The sequence below is a fragment of the Micromonospora sp. SD19 genome (genome assembly GCF_054462275.1).
In genome coordinates this window covers 1-25677 of sequence record NZ_JBTLMN010000005.1, presented here as the reverse complement: position 1 = coordinate 25677, position 25677 = coordinate 1, and the positions used below count along the sequence as shown (strand labels likewise).

The following is a 25677-nucleotide window of genomic DNA, read 5'->3' as shown; positions in this document are numbered from 1 at the left end:
GTCAGGGCACCGCCCGGATCGAGCGGTCGAGCGTCACCTCAGCCGACAGGACAGTGTTCCACCATTATCGTCCCATCTGCCGGGTGGCGGTGCGGACAGCCGGCGAGTGGATCACTAAGGTGTCCGGCCATGACCACTCCTCCTTATCAGCCCGGCTACCCCCAGCCGGGGTACCCCCAGGGCGTTTCCGACAAGAGCAAGATCGTCGCGGGCGTCCTCGGCATCCTGCTCGGCTTCTTCGGGGCCGGCCGGTTCTACATCGGTGACGTCAAGACCGGCGTGCTGCAGCTCGTCGTGAGCGTGGTGACCTGCGGCGTCGGCAGCATCTGGGGCCTCATCGACGGCATCCTCATCCTGGTCAACGGCGGCACGGACGCGCAGGGTCGTCCGCTGCGCGACTGACGGACCGGACAGCGACAAGGGGCCCCGCGGCTGACCGCGGGGCCCCTTTCGCGCGTACTCCCCCGCCGGCTGGACCGGCGGGGGACGCCTCAGCGTGGCAGCGGCGCTTCCGCCCGACGCAGCCGCGTGAAGCCGGTGTCCCGGGCGCGGGCGGCGGCCAGCAGCCCGGCCACGGCGGCGGCGTTGGTGACCTCACCGGCCAGGACCATGGCGACCGCCTCGTCCAGGTCGATCCGGACGACCTGGAGGTCGGCCTCCTCGTCGTGGCGCTCGTGCCGCTCGTCGGCCGGCACGTCGGCGAGGTCCCGGGCCAGGAACACCCGGACGATCTCGTTGGTGAACCCCGGCGAGCTGTGCAGGTCGACCAGCACGCCGACCCGCCCGGCGGTCAGGTCGGCCTCCTCGGCCAGCTCCCGCAGCGCCGCCGCCGGCAACTCCTCGCCGGAGACGTCCATCAGACCGGCCGGCAGCTCCCACAGGTGCCGCCCGACCGGGTGCCGGTACTGGCGGATCAGCACCACCTGGCCGGCGTCGTCGAGCGCCACCACGGCCACCGCCCCGACGTGCCGGACCAGGTCCCGCAGCGCCGTCCCACCGCCCGGCATGCTCACCTCGTCGGTGACCACGTCGAAGATGCGCCCCTGGTACCGCTCCTGCCGGGACCGCACCTCGTAGCGGTGCTCAAGCCCGCTCACGCCGCCGCCCCGCTGCGCGCGGCGCCGGCGTGCGGCACCCGACTGAGCCTGCTGGTTCGCTCGCTGCGCCCGCTCACGACGGGGACGCCGCCTTCGTCGCGGCGCCGTTGCGGGCGGCCTTGCGCGTCGTCGGAGCCTCCGCCGCCGCGTCCAGGTCCACCGGCAGCTGGTCGGCCTGCGAGTACGCCACAGCGGCCTTGACGAACGAGGCGAACAGCGGGTGCGGGCGGGTCGGGCGGCTCTTCAACTCGGGGTGCGCCTGGGTGGCCACGAAGAACGGGTGCAGGCCGCGGTCCAGCTCGATGAACTCGACCAGCCGGCCGTCCGGGGAGGTGCCGGAGATGTGCAGGCCCGCCTTGGTCAGCGCGTCCCGGTAGGCGTTGTTCACCTCGTACCGGTGCCGGTGCCGCTCGCTGATCTCGGTGCTGCCGTACGCCTCGGCGACGATCGAACCCTCGGTCAGCGTCGCCGGGTACGCGCCCAGCCGCATGGTGCCGCCCAGGTCACCCCGGCCGGCGACGATGTCCTCCTGGTCGGCCATCGTGGCGATGACCGGGTGGGTCGCCTGCTCGTCGAACTCCACCGAGTTGGCGCCGTCCAGACCGGCCAGGTGCCGGGCCACCTCGATGGTCATGCACTGCAGACCGAGGCAGAGGCCGAGCAGCGGGATGCCGGCCTCCCGGGCGTACCGGGCGGTGCCGATCTTGCCCTCGATGCCGCGAACGCCGAAGCCGCCCGGGATGAGGATGCCGTCCACGCCGGCCAGAGCCGCCGCCGCGCCGGCCGGGGTGACGCACTCGTCGCTGGGCACCCACTTGATCTGCACCCGCGACCGGTTACCGAACCCGGCCGCCCGGATCGCCTCACTCACCGACAGGTACGCGTCGGGCAGGTCGACGTACTTGCCGACCACCGCGACGGTGACCGTGTGCCGGGGGCGGTGCACCCGCTCCAGCAGGTCGTCCCAGCTGGTCCAGTCCACGTCCCGGAAGGACAGGCCGAGCCGGCGCACCACGTACGCGTCGAGCCCTTCCCGGTGCAGCACCTTCGGGATGTCGTAGATGCTCGGTGCGTCCGGGGCGGCGACGACCGCTTCGGCGTCCACGTCGCAGTACAGCGACAGCTTCTCCTTGAGCTTCACCGGGATCTCCCGGTCGCAGCGGAGCACGATCGCGTCCGGTTGGATACCGATGTTGCGCAGCTGCGCCACCGAGTGCTGGGTCGGCTTGGTCTTCAGCTCGCCCGACGGCGCCAGGTACGGCACCAGCGAGACGTGCAGGTAGAAGCAGTTGTCGCGGCCCAGGTCGTGGCGGACCTGGCGGATCGCCTCCAGGAACGGCAGCGACTCGATGTCGCCGACGGTGCCGCCGACCTCGGTGATCACCACATCGGGGAGCTGGCCGTCCTCGTCCGGGTCACCCATCCCCACGATCCGGGACTTGATCTCGTTGGTGATGTGCGGGATGACCTGGACGGTGTCGCCCAGGTACTCGCCGCGGCGCTCCTTGGCGATCACGTCGGAGTAGATCTGGCCGGTGGTGACGTTCGCCTTGCCGGACAGCGCCCGGTCGAGGAAGCGCTCGTAGTGCCCGACGTCGAGGTCGGTCTCGGCGCCGTCATCGGTGACGAAGACCTCACCGTGCTGGAACGGGTTCATCGTCCCCGGGTCGACGTTCAGGTAGGGGTCGAGCTTCTGCATCACCACGCGCAGCCCGCGCGCGGTCAGCAGGTTGCCGAGGCTGGAGGCGGTGAGGCCCTTACCCAGCGAGGAGGCGACGCCCCCGGTGACGAAAATGTGCCTGGTCGTCCGTGCTGATGGGGCCAAGGCCTGCTCCCGTGTCGTCTGTCGCGGTCATGCAGACCGCCGTGCTTGATCAGCAAAGTGATCACGCGATCCACGGGATTCGACGGTAACACCTCCCGGGCAGGTACCCGCAGGCCGCACCCCGGCTGCGCCACCTGCGGGACATCCGGACGAGGCCCGGCGCTCAGGACGCGGCAACCTCCGTCGATGAGCGGGAGACCTGCCGGGGCGGCACGGGCACCGGCGGCGTGCCGTCCGGCGTCGACCCGCTCGCGGTCGGCCCGGCCGGGTCGTCGGCGTCCCCACCGTGCTCCCCCGGAGCGTCCGAGCCCGCTCGGGTGACGGTCGCCGGCGTGCCCGTCGGCGGGTCGCCGATCGGCGCGGGGTGCGCGGCACCCAGGGGTCCGCCACCGCCGGTCGGGCCCTCGCCCCCGTCGACCGGGCCAATCCCACCCGGCCCCGACTCGTCCTCGGCGCCGTTGGCCCGGGAACGGGCCGGTGCCGGGCGGGTCCGGTCCGCGGCGTGCCCGAGCACCCGCAGCGACGCCAGGGCCGCCATCGGCACCACCAGGGCGGCGGCAGCACCCATCACATCCAGTGCCGCGCCGTCGAGCACCCCACCGAGCACCGCGGCGACCACAGTGCCGGCCAGCGCCGCCCGGACCGCCGGGTAGATGCCGAACAGCCGCATCAGCCCACCCCACGGCTGCAACAGGGCGAACCACACCAGCAACCCGCCGGCCAGCGCCAGCACCGTCAGCGGGCTGTTGACCAACGTCTCGAAGTTCTCCGTGCTGGACCGGTGCACGGCGAACCCGCCGGTGCCGTCGCCGAGCGCGGAGAGGAACCGGCCCAGGCTGCCCCGCTCCCCCGCCGGACGCCGCAGGTCCACCACGGCGAACCCGATACCGACCGCCAGCGCGGCCATGGTGGCCCAGGCCAACCGGCTGATCGTCAACCAGCCGCCGGCGCTGATCACGGCGGCGACGCTCACCCCGGCGGTGAGCGCGATCGCGCCGACCGGGTCGGCACCCAGGTACGGACTGCCGACCACCACCACGGCGAGACCACCCACCGCGACCATCACCGCTGGCCGCCAACCCCGGTGCACCCGTTGGGCGAGCCAGCCGCCGGTGACCAACGCGCCGGCGAGGAACACTCCCAGCCCCACGGTGCTCAGCCCGGCGTAGCGGCCACCCTGCAACGCCGAGTAGCCGACCACGCCGTTGAGCTGGAGTCGAGCCCCGGTGAGCACGTCCAGCCCGACCACGAGCGTGGTGAGGCCGGCCACCGCGCCGACCGGCCCGAGGGTGTTCGCGTACCCGGGGGCGAACCGCACCGCCGCGGTGCCGGCGGCCACCAGCAACGCCGTCACCCCGGCGAAGATCCACCCGGGGTGCTCGCCGCGCCACCAGGGCACCGCGTCGGCCAGCAGCGCCGCCGGCACCGTCAACGCCGCGGCGACCAGCAGCAGCTCGACCACCGCCACGATCCGTCCGGAGACGGGCGTCGGACCGGCCGGGCCGGCATGCGGACGGGCCCGGCGCAGCAGCGGCAGGATCGCGAGCGCCAGCAGCACCTGCACCCCGGCGAGCAGCGCGAAGAACCCACCGGAGACCGCACGCTGGGCGGCGGCCTCCCGGTCGGCGTTCGCCGGCGCGGCGATGGCCTCGGCCAGGTCGGTCGGACGGTCGCCGGTGCTGATCGCCGGGCGGCCGAGGAAGAGCCGCTCCGGCATCGGCCGGCCCAACGCGGCGAGGGCGGTCGGCGCGAGGTCGACAAGTTGCAGGTACCCGTCGCGGCCGGTGCTGGCCGAGGTGAGCCACCCCCGCTCCCAGCCCGGCCCGTCGGCGACCGCCACGTGCAGCCGCGACGGCTGGGTGGTGTCGGAGATCCCGGCGACCAGCACCAACGACCGTGGGGGTCGCGCCGCCAGCACCCGGGCCAGCTCGGCGTCCGCCGCGCGGGCCTCAGCGGCGCGGGTCGCCGGGTCGGCTCCCCCGACCGTGCCGAGGTCGACGATGCTCAGCACACAGGAGCCGAGCAGCGGCCGCGGATCGGCCGGCAGCGCCGACGCGTACCGGTCGACGCGGCCGAACGGTCGGGCGGCGGCCACTGCCGCGCCCGGGCCCACCGCGACGGAACACCGCACCGACTCCGACAACGAGCCGGGCAGCGCCCCCCAGGGCAACCGCTGCTGGTTGTACTGGACCACGCTCTCCTGGTCGGGCAGGTTCGCGCCGATGCCGTCCGGTTGTTCCACCGTCACCGCCGCCGCCGGGCAACCACCGGCCGCCCGGCTGCCGTTCCAGGCGGCGAAGCTGCCCGCGCCCACCGTCAGCCAGCCGTCCACCGGGCAGGTGGGCCGGTGGGCGGAGCGCACCGACAGGGAGCCGATCGACCCGTCCTGGGCCATCCGCCACAACGTCGGGGTGCGCTGCGGATCCACGTCCTCCCAGCGCAGCCCGGCGATCCCGGCGAGCACCACGAAGTCGGCGGTGCGTTGCGGGGTGCCCTGGGGTGGGCGGGCGGCGAGCGCGGTGACGCCCAACGCCACCACGAGCACTGTCAACAGGGCGGGGGCGATTCGGCGCAGCATCACCGGTGTCCCGTTCTCGGGGCGTCGGAGCCCGGGGCGGCCGTCGGGCCACCCGGACTCCCGGCCAGCTCGGCGTAGAGGGCGACGAGCGTGGCGACGGTGTCCGCCTCGGTCGGCCACGTCGCCGCCCGTTCGACGCCGCGCCGGCTCAACTCCGCCCGCGCCGCCGGGTCGTCCAGCAACGCGCGTACAGCCGCGTCGACAGCGTCCACGTCACCGGCGGGGACCAGCGTGGCGGCGTCACCGACCAGATCCGGCAGCCCACCGACCGCCGTGGCCACCAGCGGAACACCGGCGCGCAGCGCCTCCTGAGCGAAGAGCTGCCGCGCCTCCCAGTCGCTGGTCACCACCGCCAGGTCCGCGCCGGCGAGCAGGTCGGCCACGTCGGTACGGTGCCCCAGCAGGGTCACCGGCGCGCGGGCGGCGGAGGTCCGTGCCGCGAGCGGCAGGTAGGCCGGCCCGCTGCCCGCGATCACCACGACCGGCGGCGGGGTACGGGTACGCCAGCGGGCCGCCGCGTCGATCAGCACGTCGTAGCGTTTCTGCGGGTGCAGTCGACCGACCGAGACGATCAGCGGCTGGTCCGGGCGGACCCCGAACTCGGCGCGTACCGCCGCCGGGCGTCGACGCGGCGCGGGCAACGTCGGCGCCGCGACCGGGGCGAGCCGGGCGTCCGTGGCGCCCACCTCGGCGGCCCGTCGCACCAGGTCCATCGAAGCGCCGAGCGCCACCCGCACGCCCCGGGCCACCACCCGTTCGACGAGCCGGGACACCCCGCCGCGCAGTCCCCCGGCGAGCACCGCGTTGTGCCAGGTGACGACCAGCGGGGCGGTGGGGCGGGCCAGCACGGCGACCAACCCGGCCCGCAGGCCGTGCGCGTGCACCACGTCGACGCTGGCGGCGGCGAGCACCCTACGCAGGGCGAGCACCGCCCGGGCGTCGGCCGGAGTCGGACTGGCCGGGATCTCCACCGGCGCGAAACGCGCACCGACACCGGTGAAGTCGAACTGCTCCTGAGTCGCCGCGGGCCCGCAGACCAGCACGCTGGTGCCGCCCGCGACGAGGCCACCGGCCACCGAGCGGACGTGCTGGCCGACGCCACCGGTGCTCGACGCGAGCACCAACGCGACGGTGCCCGACCAGCCGGTGGGCAGAGCTGGCTCAGTCATCGCGTCGCCGTCTCCTTCCCGTCGCCCCGCTCCGCGGCGTCCGCGCCCGGTGTCGGCGCACCGCCGGACGGCCCCCGCCGGCCCAGACGCCGCAGCACCCCGGCGAGCAGTGGCTGTACGTCCCGCCGGTCGACGAACCAGACCACGGCGAGGAACACAACCCCAACCAGAACCCCGGACAGCATGCCCTGACCGAACGCCGCCGCGATCGTCGGGGTGCCGCCGTCCGACGGGGCGAGCCAACCGGTGAGGCCCCACCCGGCGAGCCCGGCGAGCACACCGCCGAGGCCACCGGCCGCCCCGGCCCGCCCCGCGCCGGCGAGGGCGCGACTGCCGGCGCCGCGCAGCACCGCCAGGAGCAGCAGGGCACCGAGCACCAGCATCCCCACCGAGTTCGCCGACGTCACCGCGAGCACCCGGTCGGCGGTGGGGAGCAGTGCCGTCAACGGCAGCGCCACCGCCGGAACGACCAGCCAGCCGAGTGTGATCGCCACGGTCGCCGGCCGGGTGTCGCCGCGCGCGTACAGCGCGCGGGACAGGATCGCGAACACGCCGTAGCCGAGCAGACCCGGCGCGAATCCGATGATGGCCGCCGCGGTGGACGCCGGATTGTCCGGGTAGAAGAGGGCAGCGACCGGCCGCGCGGTACCGATCAACGCCGCGGCGCCCAGGCAGCTGAAGAGCAGCACGCCCCGCACCGCGCTGGACAGGGTCCGCCGGTAGCCGTCCTCGTCACCGGCGGCGCTGGCGGTGGCCAGGGTGGGGTACGACGCCACCGCCAGCGGCACGGCGAGCACCGCCCACGGCAACAGGTAGATCGCCTGGGCCAGGTTGAACACCTGCGGGGAGCCGGTGGGGCCGCCGGAGACCCGGTTCAGCACCACCAGCAGCGCCACCTGCTGCGCGGCCACCGTCACCGCGCCGGCCGTGGCGAGTCCGCCGATCCGCGCCCGGGCGTCATCGGTGAAGGCGTACCCGAACCGGGGCCGTAGCCGCAGCCCCCGCAGCGGGATCAGCAGCGAGAGCGACAGCACCACCACGCCCAGCGTGGTGCCGCCGGACAGGAGCAGTTCGCCACTGCGGCCGACCTGGGCGACGGACACCCCCCGTCCCTGGGCGGCGCCGAAGGCCACGTAGACGACGACCACGGTGAGGCTGGACAGCAACGGCGCGATGACCGGCCAGGCGAAACGTCGGTGCGCCTGCAGGACGCCGGTGAGCACGATGCCGATCCCGTACAGCGGCAGCTGCGGGGCGAACACGCGCAACATCCGGGCGCCGGCGGCGAGTTCCGCCGCCGATCGTCCCTCGCTGATGAGCGAGATGATCGGGTCGGCGAACACGGCGACGAGCACGGCGAGGGGAACCAGCAGGCTCACCGTCCAGGTGAGCAGGGCGCCGGTGGTCGCCGCCACCGCCCGCCGGTCCTGCGCCGCGACCGCCCCGGCCAGCAGCGGCACGACCAGGCTGGCCAACGCCCCACCCGCGACGATCTCGAAGACGATGTTCGGCACCGTGTTCGCGATGACGTACATGCCGCCGAGGTCGCTCTGCTCGACCACCCAGGTGAACACGGCGGTACGGCCGAAGCCGGCGAGTCGGCTGGCGACGGTGAGGACGGCGATGAGCGCGGCTGCCCCGGCCAGCCGGCCGGCGCCGGCGAGGGGTGCCGGTCTGTTCACGTCAGTCGGCGCGTCGGCCCAGTGCGTCGAGTTCGCGGAGCCCCGGGGTCCGCTGAATCACCGCCGTGAAGCTGACCTTCTCACTGGCGGCGGTCAGCCCGGCCAGGACGGCGAGCAGACCGGCGCGGCCCAGTGGACCGGTGCGGGCGGCGAGCGCGACGCCGAGCAGCGCCCCGAGCGCGTTGGCGCCGCTGTCGCCGAGCATCACGTCCTCGGCCAGGTCGTCGCGGAGCAGGCCGGCGGCGGCGCCGGCCGCACCGGCGGCGATCCCACCCTGCGGGCCGCCGGTGAGCGGCGCGGCGAGCAGCAGACCGGACTTGATCGCCCGGCCCGGTCGTAGGTCGAGCAGGTTCAGCAGGTTGGCCGTGCCGGCGATCACGCCGGCACCGAGCAGCACGTCGACCCCCCGGCCGAACGCCCGGTGCCGCTGCCGGCGCGGGTGCGCGGCGACCCGGGGGTCGGCGGCGAGCAGCGCGGCGGCGCCCAGCCCGGCGGCGCCCACCCCGACGACCTTGACCAGACCGGCGGTGATGCGTCCCTCACGCAGCGCGGCGAGGTGCCCGGCGAAACCCTTGGCGGCCTTCTGCTCCGGGCGCGCGCCGACCACGTCGTCGTAGAGCCCGACGCCGCCCGCACCGAGCCCGGCGACCAGTGCGGCACCACCGGCGGCACCGCCGGTGGCACCGAACGCGCCGGCGGCGGCAGCGCCGGCGGCGAGCGCCGGGCCGGCGGCCAGGCTGACCGTGCGGCCGCGGAAGTTGGTGCGCTCCAACGCGGGCCCGGCCGGTGAGGTACGCACCTCACGCAGCGCGTAGCGGGCCGCCGCGGCACCTGCGGCGGCGATCAACAGCCGACCCAGCGCGCTCACGCCGCCACCTCGCTCGCTCGGTCACGCGCCGCCTGGTCGGATCCGGACACGGGGGTACGTCGTTCGCTCACTGGGGCAGTCTAGGCAGCAGCGACGGGGCGTTGTCGCCGACGCCGTACTGTCCGGCCTTCTTCTCGGTGAGTTGCTCCACCAGGGCGAGGGTGGTCACCACCTGCCCCTGCACCGTGTTGGCGTTGTCGACCGTGGAGATGGTCTGGGTGAGCACCGGGTCGCCGCGCACCACGCCGACCAGGTTGCCCCCGACGGAACCGTTGCCGGCCACCACTATCGACCCGGTGCGGTCGAACTGCTCGGCGATCTTGACGACCGACTCGTCCCGCTTGTCGGAGTCCTTGTCGACGTACGGCTGGCCGCTGACCACGACGACGGCCTCCGCCGAGGCGGTGACCTTGTTGCTGTCGGTGGTCAGGTAACCGGCGTTGTTGTACGCGGCGAGCACCGCCCGCCGGTCGGCGTCACTGACCGGCGCGACGCCCTGGGCCCGGTCCAGCAGGACGCTGGCCAGCAGCGCGCTGGAGGTCTCCACGCCGTGCCCGTTGCCCGGCAGGCCGGTGGTCTGCGCGGTCGGTCGGGCCGCGGTGACCGCCAACTCCAGCAGGTTGGAGTTGTTGTCCGGGTTGATGAACTTGTCCTGCAGGTCGACCTGACCGGTGATGGTGGCCCCGGCCTGCTGGAGCTTCTTGAGCACGCCCTCGGTGTGGTCACGGCCGTTGGGCAGGCTGAGCACCACCACCCGCCGCCCGGTGAGGGTGCCGGGCAGGACGACCTGGGAGATCTCCTCGGCGAACTCCTCCTCCAGGGCGAGTTGCTTCTCCATGTTGCTGACCGTCTGGCGCCAGTGTTGGTTGTCCTTGCGCAGCCCGGTGACCTGCCCCTCGAGCGAGTCGGCGACCGGGCCGTTGAGGGCGGCCGTGCCGACCACCAGGCCGATCGCCAGAGCCAGGAAGACCGCGGTGAGGGACACCACGTGGTAGCGGAAGTTGATCACGCTTGCAGCCTCTTGATCGGTCGGGAACTAGAAGAGCCGGTACAGCTGGAACACGAAATTGTCCCACCACTCGGCGACCACGCCCAGGTACGCCTTCCCGACTGTCGACACGGCCACCGCGGACGCCATCGCCGCGATCGCCGACAGCACCAGCAGCAGCAGAGACGAGCCGGAGATGCTCTGCCGGTAGAGCCGGCTCACCCCCTTGGCGTCGACCAGCTTGCCGCCGACCTTCAGCCGGGTCAGGAACGTCGAGGCCATCCCGCCTCGACCCTTGTCCAGGAACTCGACAAGTGTCGCGTGGGTGCCGACCGCTACGAGCAGCGAGGCGCCCTTCTCGTCGGCGAGCAGCATGGCCAGGTCCTCGCTGGTCGCCGCGGCCGGGAAGGTGATCGCCGGCACACCGAGGCCGTTGACCCGGGGCAGGCCGGGCGCCCGACCGTCCGGGTACGCGTGCACGATCACCTCGGCGCCGCAGCGCAGCACGTCGTCGGTGACCGAATCCATGTCGCCGATGATCATGTCGGGGGTGTAGCCGGCCTCGACGAGCGCGTCCGCGCCACCGTCGACGCCGATCAGCACCGGCTTGAACTCCCGGATGTACGGGCGCAGCACGTCCAGGTCGGCCTTGTAGTCGTAGCCGCGCACCACGATCAGGCAGTGGCGACCCTGGATCTGGGTCTCGATGTCGGGCACCCCGACACCGTCGAGCAGCAGGTCGCGCTCCTGGCGCAGGTAGTCCATCGTGTTGGCGGCGAACGCCTCCAACTGCACCGACAGACCCTCCCGGGCGTCAGCCATCGCCTTGGCGACCGTCTCGGCGTCCTGCAGGCTGCCGTGGGCCACCGGCTCGTCACCGGCGAAGACCGTGTTGCCCTCGATGCGCACCTGGTCGCCCTCGCGGATCCGCTCGAAGACGCCCTCACCCAGGTCGTCGAGGAGCGGAATGCCGGCGGCGACCAGCACCTCCGGGCCGAGGTTCGGGTAACGGCCGGAGACCGACGGCTTGGCGTTGAGCACCGCCGCGACCCCGACGGCGACCAGCGAATCGGCCGCCACCCGGTCCAGGTCGACGTGGTCGATGACCGCGATGTCACCGGGTCGCAGCCGACCGACCAGGCGTTTCGTCCGGCGATCAAGGCGCGCGGTGCCGAGGACTCTGCCCGGTTCGGAGTTCCGGTTCCGGCGCAACGTGGGTAGACGCATCGTGACCATCCTGGCATGTGAGGCAGGCTTTTCTGTCGCGACATGCCTGAGCAGGGCCGCCTACCCAGGGAAGCACACACCGGCACAAGCCGGTGTGCTTGCGCTCACAATACGCGGCGTCACAACCGCCTTTCCTTGGCGGCCACCGCCAGCAACTCCTCGGCGTGGGCGATACCCAGATCCGAATCGGGCAAACCCGCCAACATGCGCGCCAACTCCCGGGCCCGCTCGGTGTCCTCCACCACCCGCACCCCGCTCGTCGTCACCGCGCCGCCGGTGTCCTTCGCCACCACCAGGTGCCGATCGGCGAACGCGGCCACCTGCGGCAGGTGCGTGACCACCAGCACCTGGTGGCTGCGGGCCAGCCGCGCCAACCGGCGGCCGATCTCCACCGCCGCCTGACCGCCGACCCCCGCGTCGACCTCGTCGAAGACCAGTGTGGGCGGGCCGCCCGAGCCGGCGAACACGACCTCGATGGCGAGCATCACCCGGGACAGCTCACCGCCGGAGGCGCCGCGTTGCAACGGCAGCGACGGCGCGCCCGGATGGGCCAGCAACCGCAGCTCCACCTCGTCACCGCCGTCCGGTGTGACACCCACCTCGACGCCGTTGACCGCCAACGTCGGCTCCGCGCGACCGGCCGGACGGGGCAGCACCGCCACCTCGATCCGCGCGTGCGGCATGGCCAGCCCGGCAAGCTCGACGGTGACCTGGTCGGCGAAGCGGATCGCCGCCTCCTGCCGGGAGGCGGACACCCGGCCGGCGAGGTCGGCCACCTCGACGGCGAGCCGCTGACCCTCCCGCTCCAACTCGTCCAACACGTCGTCGGACATGTCCAGGTCGGACAGTCGGGTGCGCGCCCGGTCAGCCCAGGCGATCACCCCGTCCACGTCGTCGGCGTACTTGCGGGTCAACGCGCGCAACGCCGCCCGCCGCTCGTAGACGTGCTGCAACCGGGCCGGGTCCGCGTCCAGCGTCGCCAGGTACGTCGACAGCTCCGCGGACACGTCGGTGACCAGGGTGGCCGCCTCCTCCAGGCGGGCCGCCAGCTCACCGAGCGCCGGATCGGTGCCGGACTGCGCCTCCAGGGTCCGCCGGGCGGTGCCCAGCAGTGCCGCCGCGTCCGGGGTCTCGTCGGTGGCCTCCGCGCCACCGGCCACGCACTGCTGGGCGATCTGCGCGGCCGTCCGCAGGCCCTCGGCGTGCTCCAGCCGCTGCGCCTCGGTCTTCAGCTCGTCGTCCTCGCCGGGCTGCGGATCGACCCGGGTGATCTCGTCGAGGCCCAGCCGCAGCAGGTCGGCCTCCTGGTTGCGCTCACGGGCGTTGCGCCGCCGGTCGGCCAGGTCGTCGACCACCCGACGCCACCCCGTGTACGCCTCCCGCAGCGCGTCGAGCAGCTTCTCGTGCGCGGGGCCGGCGAACCGGTCCAGTGCGGCCCGCTGCTCGGCCGGGCGCAGCAGCCGCAACTGGTCGGACTGACCGTGCACGGCCACCGCCTGCTCGCCGACCTCACCGAGCATCGACACCGGCATGCTCCGGCCGCCGACGTGGGCGCGCGAGCGCCCCTCCACCGTGACCGTGCGGCTCAGCAGCACCGTGCCGTCCTCGTCGGGCTCGCCACCGGCCTCGGTGATCCGCGCGTGCACGGCGTCGGCGACCCGCCCGTGCAGCCGCAACCGCCCCTCCACCACCGCCCGGCCTGGTTGGGCGCGGACCCGCCCGGCGTCGGCCCGGCCGCCGAAGAGCAGGCCGAGGCCGGTCACCACCATCGTCTTGCCCGCACCGGTCTCGCCGGTGATGACGTTCATGCCGCCGGTCAACGGCAGCGTGGTGTCCTCGATGACGCCCAGCCCGGTGATGCGCAGCTCTTCCAGCACAGCCACCGACAGTAGACGCGAGGCCCGACACTTGACCAGCCGACGGGCCCGGGCACGGCCCGCACCCGGCCGACGTACAGTTCTGCCCCGTGTTGGACGTGATCGGCCTGACCCCGGCTGAGGAGGAGCTCTACCGCTGCCTGCTCCAGCTCACCACGGCCCGCATCGACGAGTTGGTCCATCGCCTGCACCGCCCCCGTGAGCAGGTCGTCGCCCAGGTCGAGGCGCTGCGCGGCAAGGGCCTCGTGCAGCCCACCGACAACGACCCGGACGCCCCGCTGCGCCCGACCGCCCCGGACGTCGCCCTCGGCGGGACGCTGCTGCGCCGCCAGGAGGACCTGGAGGCGGCCCGCCGGCTGGTCACCCAACTGGCCGAGGAGTACCGCTCCGGGCTGCGCCGGCACCACGTCGACCACCTCGTGGAGGTGATCACCGGTGGCCGGGTCCTCCGGGACCGCCTGCGTGACCTGCAGAACTCGGCGCGTACCGAGGTGCTCTGGTTCTGCCGGGCCAATCCCCTGGCCATGGCCGGCCCGGAGAACGTCGAGGAGTTCGACGCGCTGGCCCGTGGGGTGAGCTACCGGGCCATCTACGAGCGTGACCTGCTGCTGGAGCCGGGCGCGTTGGCCGACCTGGCCAAGGGCGTCGCCGCCGGCGAGCAGGCCCGCGTCCTGGACCGGCTGCCGGTCCGACTGGCCATCGTGGACGCCCGCACCGCCATCTGCCCGCTGGTGCCCGACCGTGCCGGCGGCGAACCGAGCGCCGCCGTGATCGGGCGCAGTCAACTGCTCGACGCCCTGCTCGCCCTCTTCGAGAGTCACTGGCGGGTGGCCACCCGGCTGCGGCTCGACGACCCGCTCGCCGTCGCGGCCCCCGAGGGTCGACGGCCGGAGCCCGAGTGCCATCCGGGCGACGGTTACCAGCCCGACGCCGACGAGGCGCGGCTGCTGTCGCTGTTCGTGGCGGGCGTACCGGACAAGTCCATCGCCTCCCAGCTCGGGGTGAGCCGACGGACCGTGCAACGGCGCATCGCCGACCTGATGGCCGCCGCCGGCGTGGACACCCGGCCCGGGTTGGCGTTCCAGGTCGCCCGCCGCGGCTGGCTCTGACGCCGCGAGGGCCCGCCGTCGACCCCGACGGCGGACCCTCGCCGACCGGGCGGGACGGCCAGGCCGCCCCGCCCACGCCGCGTCAGCGCAGCCCGTACGCCTGGAGCACGGTCTGGTCGACGGTGTTCCCGGCCCGGTCGGCGGCGTGCACCCGTAGCGACACCGTTCCGCGCCCCGCCGGCACTGTCGCGGTGTACCGGGTGCCCGACCCCTTCGTCGGCGCGGTGCGCCAGGTGACGCCCCCGTCGAAGGAGACCTGCACCCGGACGCTGGTGCCGGTCGGCGCCGGCACCCCGGCCGGCTGCCGCAGGGTCAGCCCCACCTGGTGTGAGCGGTTGCCGCGGACCGTGCCGGACAGGTCGGCCGGCACCCGGTAGTCCACCTGCAGCAGCGACAACGGCGTGGCGGCGTCGCCCGCCGGCCGGGCCGAGGTGAACTCCCAGGCGGTGTCGGTCCGCGTGCCGTAGCGCCACTCGTCCGAGGACCGCTGCGTCGTCAGGTCCAGTCGGTAGCGGGCCGACTTCGCGGTGGTGGGCACCGGCGCCCACCCGCCGGAGAGGTCGGCGATCTGCTGCCCGTCGCGGCTGACCCGGATCGCGACAGTGTCCGACTCGTCGCTGCCGCCGGCCTCCCTGAAGTTCCCGTCGGCGTCGACGAACTCGGCCACCCGCAGGTTCAAGGTGTCCCCGGTACGGGTCGGTACCGGGACACCGCCGCCGGCCGGCACGGCCGGTCGGATCACCGGAGCGTGCCAGGTCTCGGCGACCCGGTCGTCGGCGGCGTACTGCCGGGGCTGCTGGGTGAGCCCGCCGAGCAGCCGCCCCCAGGACCAGGTGACCTTGTGCAGGACCTGGTGCTGCCACCAGTTGTCCCCGGCGCTGACGAACTCCTGGCGGGTGGTGCCGGTACGCACCGGGCGCTGGTCGTCGTTCCAGGAGGTCTCCTGCCACGGACGCCAGCCGAACCGCTGCTCGCTGGCCCACGGCGTACCGCCGACGTCGCCGTAGCTGGCGGTCACCTCGGCCGTGTTCTTCCCGGTGACCGTGTGCGTGATCCGCTCCGGCACGCGACCCTTCGACACCTGCCACACGTCGTACAGGTACGGGCTGTCCACCGTCAACGTCAGGTCCAGCGTCGCCCGGCCCTTCCGGGCCGCCGCGATCAGCCGCTGCCCGTCGTCGTTGGCCACCACCATCGACGGGATCGGCAGCCGTTCCCCGAGCGGCTGCCACACCGTCCACGCGCTGAAGTCCGCCGGCCGGACGATCAGCACCACGGCAGCGCCGGCGGCGGCCGCGGCCGCGATCTGCTCCTCCTCCGAGGCGTCCGGGCTGCTGGTGAGCAGTGCCGCGGCGCCGCGTACCCGGGTCAGCTCGGCGGGGGTGCCGGTGCCGGCCCAGACCAGCGGCAGCTTGCGTCGGTCGGCCGGCGCCGGCGAGTAGCCCAGCAGGTTGATGTCCAGCGGTCCGGACACCCCGCTGATCTTCGCGTCCACCATCGGAGCGACCAGTTGCCAGCGGGACGCGAACTCGAACTCGCCCTGGCGGACCGGGCGGGTCGGCGTGACGTTGACCTGCTGGATGGTGCTGTAGGTCATCACCCCGTGGTCGACCTGCCGGCCGTTGCCGAAGACCCGGTGCTCGTAGAAGCTGATCGTCGACCGCTGCTCGGTCGGCTTCGGCGTCTCGATCCGTACCGGGGTGCCCTTGCGCGGGTCGAGCACGACGGTGAGGTCCCGGTCGACCAGCAGCTCCGGGTCGGTGACCAGGGTGATCTGCTCGTCCAGTGGGGCACCGTGCTCGATCAACGCCTCGACCAGGTAGGGGCCCTCCTCGACCTGGAGTTGCACCTCGCCGCCGACCCAGCCGAGCCAGTCGGATTCGGGCTGCTCACCGAAGAGGGTGAGCACCGACGCGAGACCCGGCTGACCCTTCATGTCCAGCGCCTTCACGGTGACGGTGTGCAGCGGGCCGCTGAGGGTCAGCGCGACGGCGGTACGCACCGCGACGCCGTCCGCGCCGGTGGCCACCAGCCACCCGCCGTGCACCCCCCGGTCCAGCTTCGCCGGGTCCGCCCGCAGCGGCACGGCGACGCTGCCGCCGGCCGGCACCGTCACCTCGGTGCCGCCGACCGCCACCCCGTCGGTCTCGGCCGCGCGGGTGTCCAGGTTGCGCAGCTCCAGGGCCAACCGCAGGGTCTGCGGGGTGGTGCCGCCGTTGGTGTACGTCACAGTCCGCTCGACCGTCGCGCCACCGGTGCTGAGCCGACCGAAGTCGGCGGTGGCGGAGGAGTACACCCGCTGGCCGAGCGCGCGGGCCACGTCGACCCGGCCGGCGCCCTGCTCGAAGACGGTCAACGCCGGGTTCGCCTTCGTGGTGCTGACCAGCGCGTCCTTGAGCTTCACGGCGGACCAGTCGGGGTGTTCCTGGGCGAGGATCGCCGCCGCTCCGGCCACGTGCGGGGTGGCCATCGAGGTGCCCGACGCGGTCGTGTAGGCGTCGTCCACCGGCGTACCCATGGCGGTTCCGGCGGCCCGGGCGGCGATGATGCCGACACCCGGCGCGGTGATCTCGGGCTTGAGGCCGTTGTCGCCGAGGCGCGGGCCCCGGCTGGAGAACTCCGCCAGGTTGTCGGCGCGGTCCACCGCGCCGACGGTGAGCGCCGCCGAGGCCGCGCCGGGCGCGCCGACGGTACGCGCGGCACCCGAGTTGCCGGCGGCGACCACGAAGAGCGCGCCGGTCTCGGCGGTCAGGTCGTTCACCGCCTGGCTCATCGGGTCGGTGCCGTCGGTCGGGTCGCCGCCGAGGCTCATGCTGACCACCTTCGCGCCGGAGTGGGCGGCCCACTCCATCCCCGCGATGATGGACGAGCTGTAGCCGGAGCCCGCGTCGTCGAGCACCTTGCCGACCAGCAACCGCGCGCCCGGGGCGACGCCCTTGCGTCGCCCGTCGGACGCCGCCCCGCTGCCGGCGATGGTAGCGGCCACGTGGGTGCCGTGACCGTGCCCGTCGCGGGCGCTGCCACTGTCGGAGAAGTCCTGCGCCTCGGCGATCCGACCGGCCAGGTCGGGGTGGGTGGCGTCGACGCCGGTGTCGAGCACCGCCACCGTCACGCCGGCACCGTCGCGGCCGGCGGCCCAGGCGGCCGGGGCGCCGATCTGCGGAACGCTGTGCTCCAGCGTCGGGCGGACCTTCCCGTCCAGCCAGATCCGGGCGACACCCGCGCCGAGCCGGGCGGGTGAGCCGGCGGTGACCCGCTGCCCGGGCGCGCCGCGCAGCGACGTCCACAGACCGCCGAGCTCGCCCTTGCCGACCCGCATCGCGGCGCCGTTGATGCTCCCCAGGGGACGCGCGCCGGTGGCGCCGGCCAGCGGCCTGACCCGTCCGGCGGCCGGCTCCTGGTAGCGCACGATCAGCGGCAACGTGGCCTGCGCGGCGTCGCCGTACCCGTCGGCCGCCAACTCCTGGACGTCGAACAGGTCGGGGTCGAGCACCCCGGCGGAGAGGTACGGCACGACGTCGCTGGGCAGCACCCGCAACCCGCCGTCGGCCTCGACGGTCTGGAAGGTGATCCGGTTGCGCCCCGGGCCGGGGTGGACGGTGGCGGCGACCCGACCGGGTGCCGCCTGGACCAGATCGACCTGATCGCCGGTGATCAGGGTGATGCGGACGGGTGCGTGCTGGGCGGGCGTGCCCGACGTCGGGCCGGTGGGCCGGGCGGGCGGGTCGGCGGACGCCGGTGCGGCGACGCCGACCACCAACGCGCCGACCGCGCCGACGGCGAGCCAGCGGGGGGACCAGTGCATGCGATGCGCTCCTCTACTCCTCCAGGCCCACCATCCGTAGATGAGGGCCGATCGGAGTCTGCGACGGCGCGCGTCACCAGGTCACTAGTCGCCAGCCGCCGCAGCGGCGACATGTCGTCAGGTGGACACCGCACATCCACCGACAGTGTGTGCCGCGGTCACCGGCGGCTGCCGCGCCACCCGTGCACGGGGAGGTCGAACTTGGCCACCAGCCGGTCGGTGAACGGGCGGGGGCGCAGCCGCACGATGCGCACCGGCAGGGCGCCGCGGCGCACCGTCACCCGGGCGCCGGGTGGCAGGTCGTAGACCCGCCGGCCGTCGCAGGAGAGCACGGCGAGGGTGGTGAACGGGTCCACGGTGATCACGAAGGTGGACGTCGGGGCCGTGACCAACGGGCGGCTGAACAACGCGTGCGCGCTGATCGGCACCAGCAGCAGCGCCTCCACCTCCGGCCAGACCACCGGACCGCCACCGGAGAACGCGTACGCGGTGGAGCCGGTTGGGGTGGCGCAGACGACACCGTCGCAGCCGTAGCGGGACAGCGGCCGGCCGTCCACGTCGACGAGCAGCTCCAGCATCTGGGCACGCTCGCCCTTCTCGATGCTGATCTCGTTGAGCGCCCACGACTCGATGGTCGGCCCGCCGTCGAACTCGGCGGTGACGTCCAGGGTCAGCCGCTCGTCGACGGTGTAGTTGCGGCCGACGACGTCCCGGACGGCGGTGTCCAGGTCGTCGATCTCCGCCTCCGCCAGGAAGCCCACCTTGCCGAGGTTGATGCCGAGCAGCGGCGCCTTCGCCGGCCGGGCCAGCTCGGCGGCGCGCAGGAAGGTGCCGTCCCCACCGAGCGCGAAGACGATCTCGGCGCCCTCGGCGGCCTGCGGGCCGCCGACCGGCACCACGCCGGGCAGGTCGAGGTCCTCGGCCTCATCGGCGACCACCCGTACCTCGAAACCCGCGTCGATCAGGTCGGCGGCGACCGACCGGGCGTGCTCGGTGCTGCGCCGACGACCGGTGTGGGTCACCAGCAGCGCGGTCCGGCTCATCGGGTCGCCCGCCCATCCTGGACCGGGCGGCACCGCGACACCGTCGCCCCGCCACAACCGCGTGTCGTCGCGGTGCCCTCGCTGCGCGCGTTCACCCTGCGACCTCCTCCGCCGCCCCGTCCGGCACGTCGCCGGTCGTCGTCGGGCCGTCCGGCCCGGCCGCCACCACGGCCCGCACCCGCTGCGGGTCGGCCGGTGGTGCGCCCCGGCGCAACCATACGAAGAACTCCACGTTGCCGCTCGGCCCGGGCAGCGGGCTGGCCGCCACATCCGCCAGGCCGAGGCCGAGCCGCGCGGCCGCCGCGGCCACATCCAGCACCGCTTCGGCGCGCAGCTCCGGATCGCGGACCACACCGCCGGCGCCGACCCGCTCCTTGCCGACCTCGAACTGCGGCTTGACCATCAACGCCAGGTCACCGTCGTCGCGGGTGCAGCCGGCCAACGCCGGCAGCACCAACCGCAGCGAGATGAACGACAGGTCGGCCACCGTGAGATCGACCTGACCGCCGATGGTGTCCGCGTCGAGGGTACGAACGTTGGTGCGCTCCAGAACGCGGACCCGCTCGTTCGTGCGCAGCGGCCAGGCGAGCTGCCCGTACCCGACGTCCACCGCCACCACCTCGGCCGCGTCGGCGCGCAGCAGCACGTCGGTGAACCCGCCGGTCGACGCGCCCGCGTCCAGGCAGCGCCGCCCGGCGACCCGCAACCCTCCGGGGGCGAACGCGGCCAGCGCCCCGGCGAGCTTGTGCCCGCCCCGGGAGACGTACTCCTCGGCGGGGTCCGCACCGGTCACCAGGAGCGGATCGGCGGGGTCGACCATCGCGGCCGCCTTGCGGGCGACCACGCCCCGCAGTTGGACCCGGCCGGCCTCCACCAACGCGGCGGCCTGCTCACGGGAGCGGGCCAGACCGCGCCGGACGAGTTCGGCGTCCAGCCGGTTACGACGTGCCATGGGTGGTTCTCCGGTCTGCTCAGGCCTGGTCGTCCCGCTCAGGTCTGGTCGATGGTGGCGAGGGTTTCCCGCAGCGTCTCGTAGGCCGCCTCGTACTGGGCGATCTGGTCGGCGGGGGCGAGCGTCGCCGCGTTCGCCAGGGACTGCACGGCGGCGTCCACCGCCGGGTGTCGCGTGTCGTCGTCGTCCCCGAACTCCGGCGGCGGCCCGGGGCGGGCACCCGCCGGCGGCCCGGGCCGGGCCGGGAAGGAGCTGCCCGCCGGTGGGCCGGGGCGGGCCGGGAAAGACCCGCCGGGCGGTGGGCCGGGCCGGGTCATTCGGCGTCGTCCGGCCGCTGCTTGCGGACCGCCTTCTTGGCGGGCATCGCCGCCGGCGTCGGAACGTCCTCGTCGGCGGTCCGGCTGACCGTCGCCGGCGGCTTCTTCGCGATGGCCTTCTTGGCGACCGCCTTCTTCGCCACCGCCTTCTTCGCCACCGGCGCGGAGACCGGCGCACCGGCCGGGGCGTCGGACGGCACGAGGCCGGTGCCGGGCCGCGCGGCGGCAGTCGGGTCGGGTGCTGCCGTCGGGCCGACGGTCGACGCGTCGACGGACCGCGCCTCCCGCAGTTGCCGCTCCAGGTCGTGCACCCGTCGGGTCAGCTCGGCCACCTCGTCGGCGGTGGCCAGACCGACCGCACCGAGGGCCCGGTCGACCTCGAAGCGGACCAGTTTGGTCAACGCCTCCCGGTTGGCGGCGCTGGTGGTGAGCAGTTCCTCGCCGAGGGCCTGGAGTTGGGCGGCGGTCGCGCCGCCGGAGCCGACGAGGCGACGTGCCACGTCCTGGGCCTTCTTCCGGGGCGCCTCCGTCAGGCCCATGGCCAGCTCGAGGTAGGCGCGCCACGCGTCCTGCATGCCTGAGTCCTTCCACGGGGCGGGGTGTGCAGGTGTCACGCTACCGGGCACCCCGGACCGGTCCGTGCGGTACGGTGCCGAGGACGGCGTGGCGATCAGCGAGGGGGAGATGTGGCCAGCGTGGACGAGTGCCGCCAGGCGTTGCAGGAGCTGGCCGCCCGGTTGGATCGCAACGCCGAGACGGTCCGCGAACGGATCGACCTGGACCGGACGCTGGCCTGCCGGATCACCGACCTGGACACCGCGTTTCACGGCCGGATCACCGGTGGCCGGCTGGTCGAGCTGACCGACGGCGACGACCCCAAGGCCAAGATCGCGCTGAGCACGTCCAGCGACGACCTGCTCGCCCTGGTCCGCGGCGACCTGGACGTCACCAACGCGGTGACCTCCCGCCGGGTGTCGATCAAAGCCAACCCGTTCGACCTGCTGAAGCTGCGCAAGCTGCTCTGAACTGTTGCCGTCACTCGGCAGCGGTCAGACCGAAGCTCTCCATCGCCTGGGCCGCGTCCGGGCCCACCGGACGGATCTTCGGCAGCGCCGGCACCGGCGCCGACCAGGCCACCGCGCAGAGCGCCGCCAGGGCGTCCAGCTGTCGACCGGTCCCCGCCAGCTCCAGCGTGCCGTCCCGGTCGGTCACGGACCAGCCGCCGGCGTCCGCCGGGCCCGGGACCCGCACGGCGGCAGCCGGGTCGAACAGCCCCGCCAGGTCCCTCGCGACGTACGTCGGACGCCGCTGCGGCTCGGCGGCCAGCAGATCCGGTACGCCGTGCACGCCGGTGAGCACGAGCAGGCTGTCCAAACCCGCCCGACAGGCGCCCTCGATGTCGGTGTCCAGCCGGTCACCCACCACCAGGCTCCGCCCACCGCCACTGCGCCGAGCGGCGGTCTCGAACAGCGCGGGTTCCGGCTTGCCGACCACCACGTCGGGGTCCCGCTCCAGCGCCGTCCGCAGCACGGCGACCAGCGAACCGTTGCCCGGCAACGGACCCCGCCCACTGGGCAGGGTCCGATCGGTGTTGGTGGCGATCCAGATGGCACCCGCCCGCACCGCGATCGACGCTTCGGCCAACTCGGCCCAGCCGACCTGCGGGCCGTACCCCTGCACCACCGCCGCCGGCTTCTCGTCGGCCTGGGTGACCGGGGTCAGACCGACCGCGCGCAGTTCCGCGCGCAGCGCCTCCGCGCCGACCACCAGCACCGACGCGCCGGCGGGCAGCCGGTCACGCAGCAACTCGGCCGAGGCCGCGGCGGAGGTGAGGACCTCCTCCGGCCGGGCCGCCACACCCATTCCGGTCAGCAGGTCCGCGACCTCGCTGGAGCGGCGGGACGCGTTGTTGGTCGCGTACGCCACCGCCCGTCCCTCGGCGTGCAGCCGGGCCACCGCCTCGACGGCGCCGGGGATCGGCCGGTCGATCAGGTAGATCACGCCATCCAGATCGAAGACGACCAGGGTGTACCCGTCGACCAGCCGCTCCCCCACGCCCGCGCTCACCGCCGCGTCGACCCTGACTCGTCGCCCTCGGCCGGCACGGTCCCGGCGGCGTTCGCCGTGTCCCCGTCCGCTGTGTCCCCGTCCGCCGCGTCGCCGGACGTCACACCGCTGTCGCCAGCGGTGCCCGCGTCGGCGTTGCCGCTTCCGCTGGGGTGACGGTCCTCGTCCTCGTCGTCGAAGTCCTCGTCGTCGCCGGGACGGCTGACAGCGGCGTCGTCCTCGTCGTCGTCGAAGTCCGCGTCGTCCTCGTCGCCGTCCTGGTCGTCGTCGTCTTCGTCGTCGTCCTGGTCGTCGTCTTCGTCGTCGTCGTCTTCGTCGTCGTCCTGGTCGTCGTCTTCGTCGTCGTCTTCGTCGTCGTCTTCGTCGTCACCGGTCAGGTCGGCGTCGGGTCGGGCCGGCACCGCGCCGGGAGCGCCCGGGCCCGCGGCGATCTCCTCGGCGGCCTCGTCCTCGTCGTCACCCTCGATGACCACACCGTCGAGTTCGAGCAGCCGCTCGGCGGCGTCGGTCTCGCCCTCGGTGTCCACGTCAGCGGCGCGGGAGAACCACTCGCGGGCCTCGTCGCGCCGACCCACCGCGAGCAGCGCGTCGGCGTACGCGTACCGCAGCCGGGCCGTCCACGGCACGGTGGCCTCGCTGGTGAGGTCCGGGACCTGGAGCATCGCGACCGCGGCGTCCTTCTGCCCGAGGTCGCCCCGTGCCCCAGCGGCGACGATCAACAGTTCGATCGCCACGGCCTGGTCCAGCTTCTCCCGGTCCGCGCCCCGGAACAGGTCGATGGCCCGCTCCGGCCGGCCGAGAGCCCGCTCGCAGTCCGCGAGCACGGCCAGGTGACTCTGCAACCCGCTCATCCGGTGGTACGTGCGCAGTTCGGCGATCGCCGACTGCCACTCCCCCGCGTGGTACGCGGCCAGACCGACCGCCTCACGGACGGCGGAGATGCGCGACGCCAACCGCCGGGCGGCCAGCGCGTGCGCCAACGCCTCGGCGGGATCCTCGTCGATCAACTGCCCGGTCGCGACCAGGTGCCGGGCCACCGTCTCGGCGACCGGCTTGTTCAGCGAGAGCAACTCGGCGCGGACGTCCTTGTCGAGGTCGGTCGCGACGATGTCGTCCGGCAACGCCGGGGCCGAACTGCGCCCGCCCTCGAACGACTCGGAGCCACCCGCGCGGTCGTCCCGACGGAACTCCCCCTCGCGACGTGGCCGCTCGTCGGCCCGGGAACCGCCGGTGCGCTCTCCGCCCCGGTAGCCGCCCTCGCGGTCACCGCCACGGAACCCGCCCTCACGGCGGTCGCCGGAACGCGAGCTGTCCCGGTCGCCGCCACGGAAGCCGCCTTCGCGGCGGTCACCGCCACGGAAACCACCCTCGCGGTCGCCACCGCGGAAGCCACCCTCGCGCGGCGGGCCGGAGCGAGTGCGGTCGCCACCCTGGTACCCGCCCTCACGGCGATCGCCGCCACGGAACCCGCCGTCGCGGTCACCACCACGGAAACCGCCTTCACGCGGCGCGCTGGAACGCGAACTGTCCCGGTCGCCGCCACGGAAACCACCTTCACGGCGGTCACCGCCACGGAAACCACCCTCGCGCGGCGGGCCGGAGCGAGTGCGGTCGCCACCCTGGTACCCGCCCTCACGCGGCGCGCTGGAACGCGAGCTGTCCCGGTCGCCGCCACGGAAACCACCCTCGCGGCGGTCACCGCCACGGAACCCGCCGTCGCGGTCGCCACCGCGGAAGCCGCCTTCACGCGGGGCGCTGGAACGCGAGCTGTCCCGGTCGCCGCCACGGAAGCCGCCTTCGCGGCGGTCACCGCCACGGAAGCCACCGTCACGGTCGCCGCCGCGGAAGCCACCCTCGCGCGGCGGGCCGGAGCGAGTGCGGTCGCCACCCTGGTACCCGCCCTCACGACGGTCACCACCACGGAAACCACCATCGCGGTCACCACCACGGAAACCGCCCTCACGGCGGTCACCACCACGGAAACCACCGTCACGGTCGCCGCCGCGGAAGCCACCCTCGCGCGGCGGGCCGGAGCGAGTGCGGTCACCACCCTGGTACCCGCCTTCACGACGGTCGCCACCACGGAAACCACCATCGCGGTCACCACCACGGAAACCACCGTCACGGTCACCGCCGCGGAAGCCACCCTCACGGGGCGAGCTGGAACGCGAACTGTCCCGGTCGCCGCCACGGAAACCGCCCTCGCGGCGGTCACCGCCACGGAACCCGCCGTCGCGGTCGCCACCGCGGAAACCGCCCTCACGCGGGGCGCTGGAACGCGAACCGTCCCGATCGCCGCCACGGAAACCACCTTCACGGCGGTCACCACCACGGAAGCCACCGTCACGGTCGCCGCCGCGGAAACCACCCTCACGCGACGGGCCGGAGCGAGTGCGGTCGCCACCCTGGTACCCGCCCTCACGACGGTCACCACCACGGAAACCACCGTCACGGTCACCACCACGGAAGCCACCCTCACGCGGGGCGCTGGAACGCGAACCGTCCCGATCGCCGCCACGGAAACCGCCCTCGCGGGGAGGTCCGGACCGGAACCCACCGTCACGGGGAGCACCCGAGCGCGACCCGTCCCGGTCACCGCCGCGGTAGCCGCCCTCGCGGGGGGCGCTGGAACGCGAACCGTCCCGGTCACCGCCGCGGAAGCCACCGTCACGGCGATCGCCGCCGCGGAAACCGCCGTCACGCGGGGCGCTGGAGCGCGAGCTGTCCCGGTCACCACCACGGGAGCCAGAGTCGCGGCCGCCGGCGTATCCGCCTCGGGCGCCGCCGCTGTCACGGTCTCCCCGGTACGGAGGCCGGTCTCGGTCGTCGCGGCGCGGGCCGCGGTCGCGTCCGCCCGCACCGTCAGTACGGTCTTCGTAACGACGGGGACGATCTCCGCCCTGCGGTCCTGAACTCACAGGTACATCCTTCCTGATTGCGCCACCAATGGCGCTACGCAGTCGAGGGCCGACCCGGATGGGGCGGCCCTCGACTGGAAGATTGTCCGGCGGCGTCCTACTCTCCCACACCCTCACGAGTGCAGTACCATCGGCGCTGGAGGGCTTAGCTTCCG

The 25677-nt window shown here is 74.0% G+C and carries 19 protein-coding genes, 1 rRNA gene and 1 pseudogene; 4 read left to right on the top strand and 17 right to left on the bottom strand.

The window, feature by feature from the left end; translation table 11 throughout:
* The first annotated feature begins 63 nt into the window (after window positions 1–63).
* Window positions 64–402: a TM2 domain-containing protein gene (locus ACX27O_RS18075; protein WP_051708703.1), complete on the top strand. Its 339-nt coding sequence runs from the start codon at window positions 64–66 to the stop codon at window positions 400–402.
* 89 nt (window positions 403–491) lie between these two features.
* On the opposite strand, the gene ACX27O_RS18070 is transcribed toward ACX27O_RS18075, so the two are convergent.
* The 9 genes from ACX27O_RS18070 to recN form a co-directional block, all read right to left on the bottom strand.
* On the bottom strand, window positions 492–1097 hold the full coding sequence (locus tag ACX27O_RS18070; protein ID WP_458939768.1) for an NUDIX domain-containing protein: 606 nt from the start codon (window positions 1095–1097) through the stop codon (window positions 492–494).
* 73 nt (window positions 1098–1170) lie between these two features.
* Window positions 1171–2922, bottom strand: coding sequence for a CTP synthase (locus tag ACX27O_RS18065; protein WP_458939767.1), 1752 nt, complete (start codon window positions 2920–2922; stop codon window positions 1171–1173).
* Window positions 2923–3085: 163 nt separating this feature from the next.
* A complete protein-coding gene (locus tag ACX27O_RS18060; RefSeq protein WP_458939766.1) occupies window positions 3086–5500 on the bottom strand; it encodes a hypothetical protein in 2415 nt (804 codons plus the stop codon).
* Window positions 5500–6669 (bottom strand): glycosyltransferase family 4 protein, encoded by a 1170-nt coding sequence (locus ACX27O_RS18055; RefSeq protein ID WP_458939765.1) that lies wholly within the window; start codon window positions 6667–6669, stop codon window positions 5500–5502. The genes ACX27O_RS18060 and ACX27O_RS18055 overlap by 1 nt, the downstream gene beginning before the upstream one ends.
* Window positions 6666–8351 (bottom strand): murein biosynthesis integral membrane protein MurJ, encoded by a 1686-nt coding sequence (gene murJ, locus ACX27O_RS18050; protein WP_458939764.1) that lies wholly within the window; start codon window positions 8349–8351, stop codon window positions 6666–6668. The genes ACX27O_RS18055 and murJ overlap by 4 nt, the downstream gene beginning before the upstream one ends.
* A gap of 1 nt (window position 8352) precedes the next feature.
* A complete protein-coding gene (locus ACX27O_RS18045) occupies window positions 8353–9219 on the bottom strand; it encodes a hypothetical protein (protein WP_358130381.1) in 867 nt (288 codons plus the stop codon).
* Between the two features lie 67 nt (window positions 9220–9286).
* Window positions 9287–10228, bottom strand: a complete 942-nt coding sequence (locus tag ACX27O_RS18040) for a copper transporter (RefSeq protein ID WP_030334897.1) — start codon at window positions 10226–10228, stop codon at window positions 9287–9289.
* Window positions 10229–10255: 27 nt separating this feature from the next.
* On the bottom strand, window positions 10256–11434 hold the full coding sequence (steA, locus tag ACX27O_RS18035) for a putative cytokinetic ring protein SteA (RefSeq protein ID WP_030334899.1): 1179 nt from the start codon (window positions 11432–11434) through the stop codon (window positions 10256–10258).
* 119 nt (window positions 11435–11553) lie between these two features.
* Window positions 11554–13311 (bottom strand): DNA repair protein RecN, encoded by a 1758-nt coding sequence (recN, locus tag ACX27O_RS18030; protein ID WP_030334901.1) that lies wholly within the window; start codon window positions 13309–13311, stop codon window positions 11554–11556.
* Between the two features lie 89 nt (window positions 13312–13400).
* On the opposite strand from recN, the gene ACX27O_RS18025 reads away from it, so the two are divergent.
* Window positions 13401–14420, top strand: coding sequence for a helix-turn-helix domain-containing protein (locus ACX27O_RS18025; RefSeq protein ID WP_030334903.1), 1020 nt, complete (start codon window positions 13401–13403; stop codon window positions 14418–14420).
* An 82-nt stretch (window positions 14421–14502) separates the two neighbouring features.
* On the opposite strand, the gene ACX27O_RS18020 is transcribed toward ACX27O_RS18025, so the two are convergent.
* The 5 genes from ACX27O_RS18020 to ACX27O_RS18000 all read right to left on the bottom strand — a co-directional run bounded on the left by ACX27O_RS18020 (window position 14503) and on the right by ACX27O_RS18000 (window position 21112).
* On the bottom strand, window positions 14503–18225 hold the full coding sequence (locus tag ACX27O_RS18020; protein WP_458939763.1) for a S8 family serine peptidase: 3723 nt from the start codon (window positions 18223–18225) through the stop codon (window positions 14503–14505).
* A 158-nt stretch (window positions 18226–18383) separates the two neighbouring features.
* Complete coding sequence (locus ACX27O_RS18015; protein WP_030334907.1) at window positions 18384–19268, bottom strand: NAD kinase; 885 nt, start codon at window positions 19266–19268, stop codon at window positions 18384–18386.
* Window positions 19269–19359: 91 nt separating this feature from the next.
* Entirely contained in the window at window positions 19360–20220 is an 861-nt protein-coding gene (locus tag ACX27O_RS18010; protein WP_357639947.1) for a TlyA family RNA methyltransferase, read from the bottom strand.
* 38 nt (window positions 20221–20258) lie between these two features.
* The gene (locus ACX27O_RS18005) at window positions 20259–20537 is read right to left on the bottom strand and encodes a hypothetical protein (protein ID WP_357639950.1); all 279 of its coding nucleotides are present in this window, start codon (window positions 20535–20537) and stop codon (window positions 20259–20261) included.
* Window positions 20534–21112, bottom strand: a complete 579-nt coding sequence (locus ACX27O_RS18000) for a phasin family protein (RefSeq protein ID WP_458939762.1) — start codon at window positions 21110–21112, stop codon at window positions 20534–20536. Before ACX27O_RS18000 ends, ACX27O_RS18005 begins: the two co-directional genes overlap by 4 nt.
* 111 nt (window positions 21113–21223) lie before the next feature.
* Between ACX27O_RS18000 and ACX27O_RS17995 the strand changes: the two genes are divergently transcribed.
* Window positions 21224–21562, top strand: coding sequence for an SCP2 sterol-binding domain-containing protein (locus ACX27O_RS17995; protein ID WP_030334914.1), 339 nt, complete (start codon window positions 21224–21226; stop codon window positions 21560–21562).
* Window positions 21563–21572: 10 nt separating this feature from the next.
* Here ACX27O_RS17995 and ACX27O_RS17990 read toward each other — a convergent pair whose 3' ends face one another.
* Window positions 21573–22604: an HAD-IIA family hydrolase gene (locus tag ACX27O_RS17990; protein WP_030334916.1), complete on the bottom strand. Its 1032-nt coding sequence runs from the start codon at window positions 22602–22604 to the stop codon at window positions 21573–21575.
* A gap of 376 nt (window positions 22605–22980) precedes the next feature.
* Window positions 22981–23641 (bottom strand): annotated as a pseudogene (locus tag ACX27O_RS17985) (tetratricopeptide repeat protein); the annotation flags it as partial.
* Between ACX27O_RS17985 and ACX27O_RS17980 the strand changes: the two are divergent.
* A complete protein-coding gene (locus ACX27O_RS17980; RefSeq protein WP_458939761.1) occupies window positions 23630–25516 on the top strand; it encodes a hypothetical protein in 1887 nt (628 codons plus the stop codon). The pseudogene ACX27O_RS17985 and the gene ACX27O_RS17980 overlap by 12 nt on opposite strands.
* Window positions 25517–25606: 90 nt before the next feature.
* Here ACX27O_RS17980 and rrf read toward each other — a convergent pair.
* Window positions 25607–25677, bottom strand: a 5S ribosomal RNA gene (gene rrf, locus ACX27O_RS17975); the annotation flags it as partial.